Genomic DNA, 14,571 nt, shown 5'->3' on the forward strand with positions numbered 1-14,571 from the left:
GGGGTCTGGTCGCGGCGATCGGGTCGACGCTGCCGGGCGCCTCCTGGCAGCGATGCCGGACGCATTACCTGCGCGACTTGTTGACGTTCACACCGAAGTCGTCGCAGCCGTGGGTGGCAACATTGGTCCGGACTATCTTCGAGCAGGCGGACGCGAAAGAGGTGACCGTGCAGTTCGACCGGGTCGTCGACGCTCTCGCCGAGAAACTGCCCCGCGCCGCGGAACACCTGTCCGACGCGAAAGCGGACCTGCTCGGGTTCACCGCCTACCCGCGGGAGATCTGGCGGCAGATCTGGTCGTCGAACCCGCAGGAAAGGCTGAACAAGGAAATCCGCCGGCGGACCGACGTCGTCGGTATCTTCCCCGACCGTGGGGCCATCATACGACTCGTCGGCGCCGTCCTGGCCGAGCAACACGACGAGTGGATCGAAACCCACCGCTATTTCGGCCTGGAAATCCTCGCGAAAGTCGACGCGGGGAACACGCCGGCCGACACACCCGAGATCAGCGTGACACCCGAAGCACTCACCGCCTAAACTAAACTTAGGATCACGCGGAGTCACTCTCCGTACACCACGCCGCTGGACGTGACCCTCACCGAGACTGACGCTGAGGGGGCGGCGGTGGCGTTAGGCGGAGACCCCGACGGGATACCGCGACGGGTCGTTCTGACCTCCGCCGGTGCCCGACGGCTCGTCGGAGACTGCGACGCCGACGAGGCGGAGGATCATGACCTTCGGGTCCGCCCTCGGTGCGCTGGCCGTGATCTGTCCCGATTTCGGCTCCGAGTAGATCAAGGCGCTCACCGGGGGTGAGCGAGGGGAGATGGCGATGATCCTCGTCGGCTGACCGCTCGCACCCGCACTCCTTGATCCGAAGTGGGTGCGGCCCGGCCAGTCGGCCAAGTACCGTCACACCTCCTGGATCGTCGCTCGCAGCAGAGGTCACAGACTGTTTCGACCTGCAGCTCCATGCATTACCTGGCATGTTCTGGCGTACCTCTGGGCATTGATGCGATAGGTTCCGCGTTGGGTGACTTCCTGGAACGGGCTGGAACATGAGGGACGGTGATGGATCATGGCAAATCCGACCGATCTCCCGTATCCGGTTCCGGAACCTCACGAGTGGGTCGACGAGCCTGATCCTGAGACCGCACGGCTCCTCGACGAGGCCCTCGACGATCTTGCCGCGGGTCGGTCGGTGATCTGCCCGTCCGAAGCCTCGTTCGGCGCGCTGCTTGCCGAACTCGCCGCGGAACCGCACACGAAGGCGAGCTGACGGCCGCCGCGAGGAGATGACCGTGCCGGCGTCTTCCGGGACGTCGCATCGATGCGGAAAGTGTGGGATCGGTCCGTTAGGGTGACGGTGTGCCCACCTACGAAGCGGTCGCCCAGTTCTGGGCAGACTATCGCCGACTGCGACCCGAGCAGCGCGCCGCTTTCCTGCGTGCCCGGACGCTGTTCGTCGACGGTCTCGCCGAGGGCGCGCTCCACCCGTCCCTGCGGGTGAAGGGCTTCAAACTGCGCCCAGGCGTCTTCGAGCTCTCGTAGGCGCCGGACGGTCGAGCACTGTTCACCTACGGGTCGCCGCTGCTGACGAGGGTCCCGTCGATCAGGCAGACCAGGCCCTGGACCTGCCGGGACAGGGCTTCGGTGGTGGTGGCGAGGGTGTCGGCGAGGAAGGTGACCATCGTCTGGTGGTAGGTCCACACCGTGGTGACTCCGATCCCGAAGTCCTCGGCGAGATCGTTGTAGGTGGCGTTGCGTCGCAGCCGGCACAGGGTCAGGCGCAGGGCGGCGATCAGGTCCAGGCCGCGAGGGCGACCTTGATGGCGATTCCAGTCGGGGAAGTGTTGTTCGGCCATGGCGACGACGGCCTCGGCGGCTTTGCGGCTCAGCCCGGGAAGTCGGTACACTGGGAAGCACCTTCTTCGTGGTCGCGTGTTTTCTGACAAGGGTCGCGTTCCACGGAGAGGGCTTGTCATGCCGGCGATGAGCGAAGATTACGAGGCGTCGGCCGGAAATCGGGAACATGTCCGGGACGTCGTCGGCCGGGGGCCTCGGGTTGGGCTGTCCGGTCTGCCGGCCGCAGGATTCGGTGCTGATTCCTGTTCTCCGACTCCAATAATCTACTTTGAAATCTGCCACGACGAGTTTCGGAAAAACTTCCTTGATTCGCGGGGCTCCGAGACGCAGTTCTCGGGCCCGGGTGCCTTGACGAATGCGTTCACGGAAGATCAGCAGCGGTGCAGGGTCGGCGAGGGCGGCGGAATACCAGGAGGTGGACACCTCCGAGCGTGACCCGTCCTCGGAGTGGGTGATCCGCCGCCGTCGGATGCCCTTGCCCGGGAAGGGGACTTCGAGCGCCGCATCTCAGGGACCGGCTCACCAACAAGCAGGCCGCCCCGGCAGCCGACGTGCGCCGACGTGCGCCGACGTGCTCGGCTCTGGCATCCCTCCCAGGCGATAGCCCCGGTCACCGCGGCGGCAATGGGCGCGGCGCACAGCCGAAATCCTGGGCTCGCGGTGTGGTTACGTCCATGCCAGGTCGGGTCCAGGGAAGGTGACGTGCCGTGCTCGATGACGAGATCTGCGGCGTGAACCGGTGTACGCAGTTCACATTCGGCTCGGTGCCGGCTACGCCCCGCTCCAGGGGTACTGGGTCCACTACCTGCGGGTCGCAGGCTGATGGCACACACCATCGGGTCGTCTTCTGAGCGACCCGATGGTGACGAGGCTATGACCGGGGGGTGAAAAGTCGGAACTCTGGCATGCAATCGAACCATCGGGAGTTTGTGATTGAAACCTGGATGCCCTGCTGAGAGCATTTTCCCGGAGTTGGCAGGTCACCGTCGACTGGCGCCGGATACCAAGAAATGGGATTACTTATGCGGTTAACCGTTTTGGGTTGTCGTCAGGGCATGCCTGCCGACGGCCAGTCCAGCTCCAGCTATCTCGTCTCGACGGGGTCGGCTCGGCTCCTGCTGGACTGTGGTCCCGGCGCGGCCACGGCACTCAGCTCGGTCGCGCACCCGAGCGAACTCGACGCAATAATAATAAGCCATCTGCACGCGGATCACTGCTACGACCTGTTGACCGTCGGCAAGACGCTGCTGTCCGGTCGGCTCCGTGATCCGGAGCGTTTTCCCACCCTGCGCGGCGCGGCGCGGGCCGAGTGGCCGCCGGTCCCGCTGTACGTGCCGAAAGGCGGCCGGGCCAAGCTCGATCTGCTGGCCTCGGTCTTTCCGGTCCCGTCGTTTCCCATGTTGGACCGGTCGTTTGATGTCGCGTTCGATGTCCATGAGTACGAGCCGGGCGACACGTTCACCGTCGGTGACTGCGAGATCAGCATGCACCAGCTGAACCATTCTCTGCTCAACTGTGGGACGCGTATCGAGAGCCCGGAGGGCTCGTTCGCCTTCACCGGGGACACCGCCTACACCCCCGACCTCGTCTCGCTCGCCGCGAACGTCGACCTGTTCCTCTCCGAGGCGACCCTTGAGGAGCCCGACGTCACGACGCACGGTCATCTCTGCGCGGCCGAGGCGGGGGACGTGGCCGCCGCGGCCGGCGTGAAGGAGCTCGTGCTGACCCACTTCATCACCGCCGACGATGCCTGGCTGGCGGCGCGTAAGGCCGACGCCGAGCGCTCGTTCCGGGGGCCGGTGCACCTCGCCGCCCCGGCCAGAACCTTCGACATCCGTTCCTCGACAGGGGTCCGCTCATGATCGTCAAGCGCAGGAGCGTCAAGCGCAGGAGCGTCGAGCGCAGGAACGTCGACCGCGTGGCCGGGCGGCGGCGGTGGTCGCCGGCCGCCGCCGTGGCCCTGATCACCGCGGCCGCGCTGGCCGCCTGCGGATCGAGCTCCGGCTCGGCCGCCACCGCCCCGGCCGCCGGATCGGACCAGAAGATCTCGGTCAGCTTCCTGTCCTACAACTACGGAACGCCGGACATCGGCGGCAAGGGGACGCAGGCTCTGATCGACGCGTTCGAGAAGGCGCACCCGAACATCACCGTCAAGCCGCAGGGCGTCGCGGTGGCCGACGTGCTGACCCGGCTGCAGACGGACACCGCGGCCGGCTCCCCGCCGGACGTGGCCCAGATCGGCTGGAGCAAGATGGCGGCCGCCTACCAGCTCCTGCCCATCGTGCCCGTGCAGGACATCCCGACCAGGGCCGACTGGAACGCCGCCATGGCCGGGTTCTCCCAGCACCTGCTGTCCGCCGTCGAGGTGGACGGCAAGGTGAAGGCGGTCCCGTACACCATCTCGATCCCGGTGATCTTCTACAACGCGGACCTGTTCCGCAAGGCCGGCCTCGATCCGACCAGGCCGCCGACGACCGTGGACGAGGTCAAGAAGGACGCGCTGGCCATCAAGGAGAAGGCCGGGGCCCAGGGCGTGTACTTCGCCGTCGTCGACTCGGGCAAGTCCGACTACCTGACCCAGTCCGTGATCGCCAGCAACGGCGGGCGGGAGGTCGGCCCCGACGGCCTGCCGGCCTTCGATCAGCCGGCGGCCGTGGGAGCGCTGGCCGCCATGCAGGATCTGACCACGTCGGGTGCGCAACCGGCGATCACGGCCACGAACGCCGTCGCCGCCTTCGGCGCCGGCAAGCTGGGCATGCTGATCGGTAGCACCGCCGTCACGGCCAGCCTGCAGAAGGCCTCCACCGGCAAGTTCGAGCTGCGGACGGCGGGCTTCCCGAGCTTCGGGAGCAGGCCGGCGGCCCCGACCTACTCCGGTGCCGGGCTCGCGGTCCTGGCCAAGGACAAGGCGCACCAGCAGGCGGCCTGGGAGTTCATCAAGTTCCTGACCTCGGCGGAGGGCTTCACGATCATCACCTCGAAGATCGGCTACCTGCCGCTGCGCCCGAGCCTGGCGACCGATCCGAAGTACCTCGCGCCCTACTTCGCGGCCAACAAGCTGCTCTCCCCTGCCCTGGCACAGCTCGACGACGTCAGCCCCTACCAGTCCTACACCGGCAAGCGCGCCAGTCAGGCCGTCGTCGCGCTCCAGGACGACGCGGTCGAACCGATCGTGCTACGGGGGGCCAATCCGGCGTCGACCCTGTCGTCGGTGGCGGGCCAGGTACGCGGCGTCCTCGGCCAGAAGTGATCGGATGGCGAACCCGTCGCTGATCGCGGGGGAGCGTGGCGTCGACCACGCTCCCCCGGTGGTGCGCCTGCGTGATCGCGCCCGACCCTGGCTCTACCTGGCCCCGTTGATCGTCGCCCTGGTCGTCTGGGTCTACGGGCCGTTGGTGTTCACCGGGGTCCTGAGCTTCATGAGCTGGAACCTGACCGCACCCCACCCGTCCTGGCTGGGGACGGCCAACTACTCCCGGCTGGTGCACGAGCCGCAGTTCCCGCACGCCGCCCGGAACACGCTCGTCTACGCGGTGGTGATGCTGCCGTTCGCCACCGTCGTGCCGATGGCGCTGGCCATCGCCCTGTGGAAGCGGCCCGGCCGGGTCAGCACCGTCTACCGGACGCTGCTGTTCCTGCCGGTCGTGCTCGCGCCGATCGCCACGGCCATCACCTGGCAGTTCCTGCTCGACCCGTTGTCCGGGCTGGTCAACGTGGTGGCGGGCTGGTTCGGCGTCGGCGCGCACAACTGGCTCGGCGACCCGTCCAGCGCGCTGTACTCCGTCCTGCTGATCACCTCGGTCAAGGTCGTCGCCCTCAACGTGCTGCTCTTCGGCGCGGCGCTGGCGAACCTGGAGCGTGGCCTGCTCGAGGCGGCCGCGCTGGACGGCGCGACCGAGTGGGAGATCACCCGGCACATCGTGCTGCCACACCTGCGGCGCACCGTCGTCCTGCTCGGCATGCTCTCCCTCGTCGTGGTCTGGCCGTGGATCTTCGCGAACGTCGCCGTGCTGACCCAGGGCGGCCCGGCCGGCTCGACCGACAACGTCTACTACCGGCTGTTCACCTACGCCTTCACCTTCTTCGACGCGGGCACGGCCTCGGCCGCCGCCGTCGTCATCACCGGCGCGCTCGCGCTGGTGCTGGGACTCGGGCTGCTCGTGGCCGGACGGAGGCGCCGTGCCATCGCCTAGCGCGACCACCAGGCGGATCGTCGGGACGGTCGGCCGGCACGCGTTCCTGCTCGGGGCCACGGCGATCATGATCCTGCCGGTGCTGTGGGCGCTGGCGGCGTCGTTCAAGACCCCGGGCGGTATCTTCGACTCCAACCCGCTGCCCTCGCCCGCGACTCTCGACAACTACCGGGTTGCCACCAGGGACTTCCCGGTCTGGCGCCTGTTGATCAACACCACCGTGATGGCGGCGGGGGTCACGCTGCTGCAGCTCCTGATCGCCGTGCCCGCCGCCTACGCGCTCGTCCGCTTCCCGCCCCGGGCGCACCGGGTGCTGGTCGCGCTGATCGTGATCACCCTGCTGGTCCCACCGCAGTCACTGATCATCCCGCTGTTCCTGACGATCTCCCACCTGGGCTGGCGCAACACCTTCCCGGGCCTGATCCTGCCGCAGCTCTACGGGACGGGCCTCGCGGTGATCCTCCTGCGCGACCACATCCGGGCGGTCCCCTCGACGGTGCTGGGCGCGGCCGTCCTCGACGGCGCCCGACCGGGGGAGGTGCTGCGGCTGGTGCTGCTGCCGCTGCTGCGGCCGGCCCTGGGCGCGGTCGCGATCCTGCTGTTCATCACCGCCTGGAACGAGTATCTGTGGCCGAGTCTGGCCGCCCCGGACATCGATCACGCCACGATCCAGCCCGGCCTGGCCGCCTTCCTCACCCAGGAGGGTCCGGAGTACGGGCCCCTGCTCGCCGGCTCGATGCTGGCCACCCTGCCAATCGTCGCCGTCTACCTCCTCGCCTCCCGCCGCGTCACCGACGCCTTCATGCACAGCGGACTGAGATGACGCACATCGCCGACATGACCACCTCCGGCCCGACCGAGCTCCCGACACCGACGCCGACGCCGGGACGGCCACGGCCCGACGTGCCGGACGCGTCCGATGCCGCGCCGGACGGGATCACGACGGACGGGATCACGCTGGCAGGCATCGTGAAACGCTACGGCGCCCACCCCGCGCTCGACGTGCCGCGCCTGGGTGTGCCGGCCGGCTCGCTGACGGTCGTGGTCGGCCCGTCCGGCTGCGGGAAGTCGACGGGGCTGCGGGTCGTCGCCGGGCTGGAGACGCCCGACGAGGGTCGGGTGCTCATCGACGGCACCGACGTGACCCACCTGCCGCCGGGCGAGCGCGGGGTGGCCCTGGTCTTCCAGGACTTCGCGTTGTACCCGCACATGACCGTGGAGCGCAACATCGACTTCGGTCTCCGGCTGGCGGCCAGGCATGATCGGCGCTCCGGTCCGAGTCGGGCGGAGATCTCCAGCCGGGTGGCCGAGGTCTGCGCGATGCTCGGGCTCAGCGAGCTGCGCCGCCGGCTGCCCTCGCAGCTCTCCGGCGGGGAGCGCCAGCGGGTGGGCCTGGCCCGGGCGATCGTGCGCCGCCCGGCCGTCCTGCTTCTCGACGAGCCGCTGTCGAGCCTCGACGCCCAGCTTCGTCAGCGGGCGCGGGCGGAGCTGGTCCGACTGCACCGGGAGCTCGGCAACACGGTGGTGCTGGTCACCCATGACCAGCTCGAGGCGCTGTCGATGGGCACGAACCTGGTCGTCATGAACCGCGGCCGGGTGGTCCAGGCCGGGCCGCCCGAGCAGGTGTACCGGTACCCGGCGGACACCTTCGTCGCGACGTTCCTGGGCAGCCCGCCGATGAACCTGCACACCGTCGCGCCGGCGGGGGACGGGCGGGTCCTGGCCGGTCCGGGGGTGGCGGCGCGGCTGCCCGGCCCGCCCCGACCCGAGTCGGGCCCGCTACTGCTGGGCTGGCGACCGGCCGACGGGCTGCTCGAGCCGGTGGACGCCGCCGGAGACGGCCCGGCGCACGGTGGCGGGGGACCGGACGTGGACAGCACTGCCGTGGACAGCACTGCCGTGGCGGTCCCCGCCGGGCCGGGGGTCGTGCTGCGGGGCGTCGCGGACGTCGTCGAGTTCACCGGGGACGGCACCGTGGTGACCTGCGTGAGTCCTGGTGAGGACCCCCCGTGGGCGGTGAGCATCCGCGGCCGTGACCGGGTGCCCGCGGTCGGGGACGCCGTGCGGGTGCGCGTCCAGGCCGAGCATGTCCACCTGTTCGACCCGGACGGGGGACTCCGCCTGGGCGCGACGACCGGCAGGCCGGACGCCGCAGCGAAGTAGAGCGGAGCCGGCCGCCTATATCGGCGGCCGGCTCAAAAATGCGGGTCGCGCCGGTATTCGATCGGCTGATCGCCCGCCGGGCACCCCGGGTCAGTTCTTTTGTCGCCGGCGTTCGGTGTTACTCATCTCCGTGAAACCCGCTCGACTTCTTGCTTTCATCCGACCGTGGTCGCGCGGCGATAGATCGATTGTATCGATCCTTTGGCCTTGACGGCAGCCGGGCCGCGATAGAGACTCGATTCAGGGCTCATTGGTATCGACCAGCCCTCGGACATCACGGCATCGTGACATTCAATTCGCCGCCAGTATCTCGTGGACGCCGGCTTTCTTCTGGCCGCCGGTCCCGGAGCGAACCGGTCGACCGTCCAGCCGACCGAAGAACCGTCCGAACCGACGGTTAAAACCGCCCCCGAGAAAATTTCGTTCGTGCAATGCATGGCGAAAGACCTGCGTATTGACGCCCACCGTCGGCCGGGATCCGTCGCCGGCTGATCTGGACGAGAGGACACGCACGTGGATATCACGACGACCGAATCAACGGCGCCGCCGACCGAGGCGACCGCGGGGACCGGCTCGCTCTCCCTCGAGGAAGCGATCGTGGCCGCGTTCATGCCCGAATCCCGACACAATCCGTACCCCGCCTACGAGGTGCTGCGCGAGGCGGGGCCGTTCGTGCCCGGCCCGTTCAACCTCCAGATCGTCTCGCGTTACGCCGAGGCCGACGCCATCCTCCAGGATTCGGCGTGGAGCCATGCACAGGAGCCGGAGTTCCTGCACCCGGAGAGCGACGGCTCGGACCTGCCCGCGTCGTTCCTCTGGATGGAGCCGCCGGACCACACCCGGCTGCGCCGCCTGGTGAGCAAGGCCTTCACCGCCCGCGGCCTGGAGTCGCTGCGCGCCCGGGTCGAGGAGGTCGCCGCCGAGATCGTCGACAACGCGATCAAGGTGGGCGAGATCGACGTCGTCGAGGATCTCGCCTACCCGCTGCCGTTGACGATGATCGCCGAGATGATCGGCGTGCCGGCGCAGGACCATGCCTCCGTGCGGGCGATGTCCGCCGGCATCGCCCGCGGCCTGGACCCCGACGCCCTGCTGTCCGCGGCGGAGCTGAAGTCCCGGGCGGACGGGGCCCAGCACTTCCGCGAGTACTTCGAGAAGCTGGTCGCCGAGCGGCGGGCCCGTCCGAAGGACGACCTCATCTCGGCGCTGGCCCAGGTCGAGGCGGAAGGCGACCGGCTCACCACCGGCGAGATGATCGCCACCCTCACCGTGCTGTTGGTCGCCGGGCACGAGACCACGGTGAACCTGCTGGCCAACGGCGTGCTGTCGCTGACCCGCAACCCGGACCAGTTCGAGGTGCTGCGCAGGAACCCCGACCTCGCGCTGGCCGCGGTCGACGAGCTCATGCGCTACGACGGCCCCTCGCACGCGACCACCAGGATGGCGGTCCGGGACATGGAGATCTCCGGCCACAGCTTCAAGGAGGGCGACGGCGCGCTCATCCTGCTCGCCTCGGCCAACCGCGACCCGCGCGTCTACGACAACGCGGACCGGCTCGACCTCACCCGCTACGCCCAGTCCCAGTCCGTCCCCCGCCACCTCGGCTTCGGCGTCGGCCTGCACTACTGCATCGGCGCGCCGCTGGTCCGGCTGGAGATGGAGGCCATGCTGCGGGAGCTCGCCCGCCGCGGCCCGGTGATGACGCTGCTGGCCGACCCGCCGCTCTACCGGCCGAACATCGTGGTGCGCGGCATCGCGGAACTGCCCGTCCGGTTCGAGGCCTGACCACCGCCCAACCTGACCACCGCCCAACCTGACCACCGCTCAGCGCAGACGGAAGGAGAACGCGTGGTGACGAACGCCGGGACCGACGTGCGCGGCGGGGACGTCGTGGACTTCGACGCCTTCGACCCGGTCCACCGCCCCGACCCGTACCCCCGGTACCGGGCCCTGCGGGAGACGGCGCCGTTCTGCCCGATCCGGCTCGGCGACGCCCGGGTGACGCTGGCGACCACGTACGACGGCTGCGCCGCCGTCCTGCAGGGCGCGCACTGGGGGCGGGGCTACTCCGACGGGCTGAACCCGTTCCGCCCGGGCGTCGCTCCCGGCGAGGTCCCCGGCGGCTCGTTCCTGGCGATGGACCCGCCCGACCACACCCGGCTGCGGGGGCTGGTCAGCAGGGCGTTCACGCCGCGGGCGAGCCTGGCCGAGACACCGTTCGTCGGCCGGACCGTCGACGGCCTCGTCGACGTGGCGGTGGCTCAGGGCGGGCTCGACGTGGTCGCCGGTCTGGCCAGGCCGCTCTCGCTTGCGGTCATGGGGCGCCTGCTCGGTGTCCCGGCCGCCGAGGCGCCGTTGTTCCTGGGCTGGATCCAGGGGATCACCCGCGGCACCGACCCCGACTACCTGCTTTCCCCGGCCGAGATCGTGGTGCGCACCGCCGCCGCCCGGGACCTCGGCCGGTACCTGTTCGACCTGGTCGCCGCGCGGCGCGCCCAGCCGCGCGACGATCTGGTGAGCCGGCTGGTCGCGATCCAGCACGACCAGGACGTGCTGACCGAGCGGGAGGTCGTCGAGCTCTGCGCGCTGCTGCTGGCGGCCGGGCTCGACACCACGGCCAACCTCGTCACGAACGGAGTCCTGGCGCTGCTGCGTCACCCCGACCAGCTCGCGCTGCTGCGGGAGCGGCCCGAGCTCGTCGCGGCCGCGGTCGAGGAGATGCTCCGCTACGATCCGCCGTCCCAGTTCGTCACCCGGGTGGCGCTGGCCGACACCACCGTCCTCGGGCACCCGTTCCGCCGCGGCGACGGCGTGGTCGTGCTCAGTGCCTCCGGGCACCGTGATCCCGCCGCGTTCGCCGACCCCGACCGTTTCGACATCACCCGCTACGCGGCGTCGCCGCCCGCGCGCCGCCACCTCGGCTTCGCCCTCGGACTGCACTACTGCCTCGGCGCGCCGCTCGCCCGGATTCAGGCGGAGGCGGCGATCGGCACGCTGGTGCGGCGCGGCGGCGAGCTGTCCCTGGTGACCGAGGACATCGAGTACCGGCCGAACGCGGCCCTGCGCGGTCCGGACTCCCTGCTGGTGAACATCACCGGCGCCGCCGGCTGACGCCGGGCGCCTCTCCTCCAGCGACCTTCGTCCGCCACGTCCCGCCCTTGCGAGACAGGAGCGAGTACATGCTCGCCGGAAGTGCCGACAACCTCACCGACGCCCTGGAAACGGTCGTCGCCGCCGATCCCGAACTCCAGCTTTCGTTTCCCTCCGCAGACCGGGACATCTCGGTCCGCGACCTGGCCGCGGCGTCGCGGACCGCGGCCGTCGCGCTGGTCGGTCGCGGCGTCGAGGGCGGCGACCGGATCGGGGTGCTCAGCCGCAACAGCCCCGAGTTCCTGGTCGCGCTGTTCGCGGCCGTGGGCGCGGGCGCCGCTGCCTGCCCCCTGCCCCTGCCGACCTCGGCCGGCGACCTGTCCGGCTACGCCTCCCGGCTGTCCGGGATCATCGCGGCCGCCGGCATCGGCCGGGTCCTCGTGGACGACCGGCTCGGCGCGGTGGCTTCCCGGCTGGCCGGAGCGCTCACCGGGGTGGAGCTGATCCCGGTGGGCAGCCTCGCCCTCGGTGCGGCCGCGGGCGGCTCGGCACGGCTGCCCACCGTCGAACCGGACGAGCTCGCGGTCGTCCAGTTCACCTCGGGCAGCACGGCGGCGCCGAAGGGGGTGCGGCTGACCCATCGCAACGTCCTCGCCGGGCTGGTCGCGATCGCCACGGGCATCGACATCCGCCCGGGCGAGGACAGCGGCGGCCTGTGGTTGCCGCTGTTCCACGACATGGGCCTGTTCGGCACCCTCGCCGGCACGTTCGCCGGGATTGACATGGCGGTGTGGTCTCCTGGGGCCTTCGTGAAGGATCCGGCCCGCTGGCTGCGCCAGTTCGCCGACCGCGGCGCGACGATCTCCCCGGCGCCGAGCTTCGGGTACGAGGCCCTGGCCGAGTCCGTCCCCCGCGCCGAGGTGGGCCGGTTCGACCTGAGCCGCTGGCGGGTCGCCCTCAACGGCGCCGAGCCGATCCCGATGGCGGGCCTCGACGGCTTCCTCGACCACTTCGCGCCGGCCGGCTTCGCGCCGGCGGCGATGATGCCGGTCTACGGGATGGCCGAGGCGACGCTCGCCGTGACCTTTCCGCCCCTGGGCCGGGCTCCGACGGCGCTCTGGGTGGACCGCGACCGGCTGGGCGCCGGCGGCGTCGCGGTCGAGGTGGCCAGGGACGACCGGCGGGCGCGCGGGCTGCCCGCGCTCGGCCGACCGGTCCGCGCCGTGCGGGTACGGGTGGTCGACGAGCACGGCAAGGAGGTCGCCGACCACGAGGTGGGCGAGATCGAGATCGCCGGCGATCCGGTCACCGCGGGTTATCTGACCGCACCCGGTGCCCCGCCCGCGCCCAGGCCCGACCCGGACGGCTGGCTCGGCACCGGCGACCTGGGCTTCCAGCACGCCGGAGAGCTGTACGTCACCGGTCGCCGCAAGGAAATGATCATCGTGCGCGGGGTGAACTTCTACCCGGAGGACGCCGAGAGCGTGATCCGGGACGCCCCCGGCCTGCATCGTCGGCGCTGCGTCGCGTTCGCCGACACCTCCGCTGACGGAGCCGAGCGCATCACGGTCGTGGGCGAGAGCGCGCTGGAGGACCCGGCCGACCGGGCCCGGCTCGCCGCCGACCTGCACACCGCGGTGTCGGTCGAGCTCGGCCTGCCGGACGTGCTCGTCCACCTCGTCGGTCCCGACGATCTGCCCCGCACCTCGAGCGGGAAGTTCCAGCGGCTGGCCGCCCGGGAGCTGACGCGGCCGGCGGCCGGCCGCGACGCCTGACCATCGCCCGGATCGACCCTGTTGCCCTGATTGACCCCGTTGTCCGATCGACCCCGTTGTCCGATCGACAGGAGACAGCTCCGATGCACAGCTTCGACGTCTTCCACCACTACGAACGCAAGCACTGGCGGTTGGCCGACGTGCCGTGGGACGAGGTGCGCCTGGACCTCGTCCGGCCCGAGTACGTCACGATGGTCAAGAGCGCGGTCATGGGCGAGGCGAACTCGATCGCCGCCCAGCACGGCTTCCTCAACGAGTTCGACGACTACGACTTCTCGGCGTTCGTCGCGATCTGGGGCTACGAGGAGCTGCAGCACCACTTCGCCTTCCGGACGTGGCTGAACGCGGTCGGCGCCGAGGTCCGGACCACCGCGGTCGAGGCGATGCGCGCGCCGTACGACCCGGGTACCACTCCGTGTGCCACGCTGGCGACGAACATCATCTCCGAGCTCACAGTGAACCACGTCTACCGCGCGGTCGCGGCCTGGATCGAGGAGCCGGTGCTGCGCGGGATCATGAACAACGCCAGCCGGGACGAGGCGGGGCACGCGCGGGAGTTCCTGCACTTCGCCCGGCGCCGGCTCGCGCAGCACCCCGACGAGCTGCCCTCGGTGCTGGAGACGCTGCACGTCTACACCGGCGAGCAGCGGATCAAGCACCCGGTCGGTGTGTTCAAGAGCGAGCTGGTCGCCCTGCGTGACCACGAGACCATCGACACCGCCTTCGAGATGTTCCTGGAGACCGTCGCCGGTTCCGGTGACCTGGAGAAGCTCCAGGACAACATCCGCCGCGCGTTCGCCGCCCTGACCGGGATGGACGTCAGCTCCAACGCCCGCGTCCGCCGTCGGCTCGCGGAAGCGATCTCATGACGTCGACCCCGCTCGCCGGTCAGCGGGCCGGCGAGGTGGCCCCGGGCGCGCAGCGCGGGCCGGGCTCGGCGGCGAACGGGCATTCCCCCGGTCCGGCCGCGGCGGACCACATCGGCCTGCCCTGGTACGTCCTCGAGGACTACCGGTGTTTCGGCTGCTCGCCGCACAACCCGCACGGCATCCAGCTCCGGTTCACCCACCACGGCGACGGCCTGCGGACGGTCTTCCGCCTGGGGCGGGCGCACGAGTCCTACCCCGGTGTGGTCCATGGCGGCCTGCTCGGGGTGATCGTCGACGAGATCATGGGCAACCTGATCGTCCTGCGCACCGGTCAGATCCCGTTCACCACGGGGATGCGGCTGCGCTACGTCCTGCCGGTGACCGTCGGGGGCGGCTACGAGTGCACCGCCCGGGTCCGCGACGGCGGGGACCAGCTCATCCACACCGAGTCCGAGATCCGCGAGGAGAACGGCGCCGTGGTCGCCACGGCCACCGCCAGCTACCGGACCATGTCGCTCGACGCGGCCAGCGACCGCATGGAGCTCGACGCGGCACAGGTGGACCGGCTGCGCCGGGCGCTGTCCGCTGCCACCGCCCCGACCACCGTCTCCCCAGC

At 70.4% G+C, this 14,571-nt stretch carries 14 protein-coding genes; 13 read left to right on the forward strand and 1 reads right to left on the reverse strand.

The features are described 5' to 3' along the window. The 3 genes from NBZ85_RS16130 to NBZ85_RS16140 all read left to right on the forward strand — a co-directional run. Window positions 1-536: transposase (locus NBZ85_RS16130; protein ID WP_261562154.1), on the forward strand; the 536-nt coding region annotated here is incomplete at its 5' end. 541 nt (window positions 537-1,077) lie between these two features. Continuing rightward, entirely contained in the window at window positions 1,078-1,278 is a 201-nt protein-coding gene (locus NBZ85_RS16135; protein ID WP_261556268.1) for a hypothetical protein, read from the forward strand. 89 nt (window positions 1,279-1,367) lie between these two features. Further along, on the forward strand, window positions 1,368-1,550 hold the full coding sequence (locus tag NBZ85_RS16140) for a hypothetical protein (RefSeq protein WP_261556267.1): 183 nt from the start codon (window positions 1,368-1,370) through the stop codon (window positions 1,548-1,550). 26 nt (window positions 1,551-1,576) lie between these two features. Here the strand turns inward: NBZ85_RS16140 and NBZ85_RS16145 are convergent, their stop codons facing one another. Next, window positions 1,577-1,915: a transposase family protein gene (locus NBZ85_RS16145; RefSeq protein ID WP_261556266.1), complete on the reverse strand. Its 339-nt coding sequence runs from the start codon at window positions 1,913-1,915 to the stop codon at window positions 1,577-1,579. Between the two features lie 972 nt (window positions 1,916-2,887). Here NBZ85_RS16145 and NBZ85_RS16150 point away from each other — a divergent pair. The 10 genes from NBZ85_RS16150 to NBZ85_RS16195 all read left to right on the forward strand — a co-directional run. Next, window positions 2,888-3,727 carry an MBL fold metallo-hydrolase gene (locus NBZ85_RS16150; protein ID WP_261556265.1) on the forward strand — a complete coding sequence of 280 codons (840 nt, stop codon included), beginning with the start codon at window positions 2,888-2,890 and terminating at the stop codon, window positions 3,725-3,727. Further along, window positions 3,724-5,115: an ABC transporter substrate-binding protein gene (locus NBZ85_RS16155; RefSeq protein ID WP_261556264.1), complete on the forward strand. Its 1,392-nt coding sequence runs from the start codon at window positions 3,724-3,726 to the stop codon at window positions 5,113-5,115. Before NBZ85_RS16150 ends, NBZ85_RS16155 begins: the two co-directional genes overlap by 4 nt. A gap of 4 nt (window positions 5,116-5,119) precedes the next feature. Then, a complete protein-coding gene (locus tag NBZ85_RS16160; RefSeq protein ID WP_261556263.1) occupies window positions 5,120-6,058 on the forward strand; it encodes a carbohydrate ABC transporter permease in 939 nt (312 codons plus the stop codon). Continuing rightward, window positions 6,045-6,881, forward strand: a complete 837-nt coding sequence (locus tag NBZ85_RS16165) for a carbohydrate ABC transporter permease (protein WP_261556262.1) — start codon at window positions 6,045-6,047, stop codon at window positions 6,879-6,881. Before NBZ85_RS16160 ends, NBZ85_RS16165 begins: the two co-directional genes overlap by 14 nt. Continuing rightward, on the forward strand, window positions 6,878-8,221 hold the full coding sequence (locus NBZ85_RS16170; RefSeq protein WP_261562155.1) for an ABC transporter ATP-binding protein: 1,344 nt from the start codon (window positions 6,878-6,880) through the stop codon (window positions 8,219-8,221). Before NBZ85_RS16165 ends, NBZ85_RS16170 begins: the two co-directional genes overlap by 4 nt. Before the next feature lie 513 nt (window positions 8,222-8,734). Then, window positions 8,735-10,006, forward strand: a complete 1,272-nt coding sequence (locus tag NBZ85_RS16175; RefSeq protein WP_261559491.1) for a cytochrome P450 — start codon at window positions 8,735-8,737, stop codon at window positions 10,004-10,006. A gap of 63 nt (window positions 10,007-10,069) precedes the next feature. Then, window positions 10,070-11,332: a cytochrome P450 gene (locus NBZ85_RS16180; RefSeq protein WP_261559490.1), complete on the forward strand. Its 1,263-nt coding sequence runs from the start codon at window positions 10,070-10,072 to the stop codon at window positions 11,330-11,332. 68 nt (window positions 11,333-11,400) lie between these two features. Further along, window positions 11,401-13,086, forward strand: coding sequence for an AMP-binding protein (locus tag NBZ85_RS16185; RefSeq protein WP_261559489.1), 1,686 nt, complete (start codon window positions 11,401-11,403; stop codon window positions 13,084-13,086). Between the two features lie 83 nt (window positions 13,087-13,169). Next, complete coding sequence (locus NBZ85_RS16190; protein WP_261559488.1) at window positions 13,170-13,955, forward strand: ferritin-like domain-containing protein; 786 nt, start codon at window positions 13,170-13,172, stop codon at window positions 13,953-13,955. Further along, window positions 13,952-14,571 (forward strand): PaaI family thioesterase (locus NBZ85_RS16195; RefSeq protein ID WP_261562156.1); only part of this gene is annotated, 620 nt, incomplete at its 3' end. The genes NBZ85_RS16190 and NBZ85_RS16195, both read left to right, overlap by 4 nt.

The sequence above is a fragment of the Frankia tisae genome, assembly GCF_025403405.1.
In the GTDB taxonomy this organism is placed as follows: Bacteria; Actinomycetota; Actinomycetes; order Frankiales; family Frankiaceae; genus Frankia; species Frankia tisai.

Coding starts and splice junctions, on each gene's coding strand:
- NBZ85_RS16170 (WP_261562155.1), top strand. CDS start 6,878: ATGACGCACATCGCCGACATGACCACCTCCGGCCCGACCGAGCTCCCG.
- NBZ85_RS16150 (WP_261556265.1), top strand. CDS start 2,888: ATGCGGTTAACCGTTTTGGGTTGTCGTCAGGGCATGCCTGCCGACGGC.
- NBZ85_RS16185 (WP_261559489.1), top strand. CDS start 11,401: ATGCTCGCCGGAAGTGCCGACAACCTCACCGACGCCCTGGAAACGGTC.
- NBZ85_RS16160 (WP_261556263.1), top strand. CDS start 5,120: ATGGCGAACCCGTCGCTGATCGCGGGGGAGCGTGGCGTCGACCACGCT.
- NBZ85_RS16135 (WP_261556268.1), top strand. CDS start 1,078: ATGGCAAATCCGACCGATCTCCCGTATCCGGTTCCGGAACCTCACGAG.
- NBZ85_RS16155 (WP_261556264.1), top strand. CDS start 3,724: ATGATCGTCAAGCGCAGGAGCGTCAAGCGCAGGAGCGTCGAGCGCAGG.
- NBZ85_RS16190 (WP_261559488.1), top strand. CDS start 13,170: ATGCACAGCTTCGACGTCTTCCACCACTACGAACGCAAGCACTGGCGG.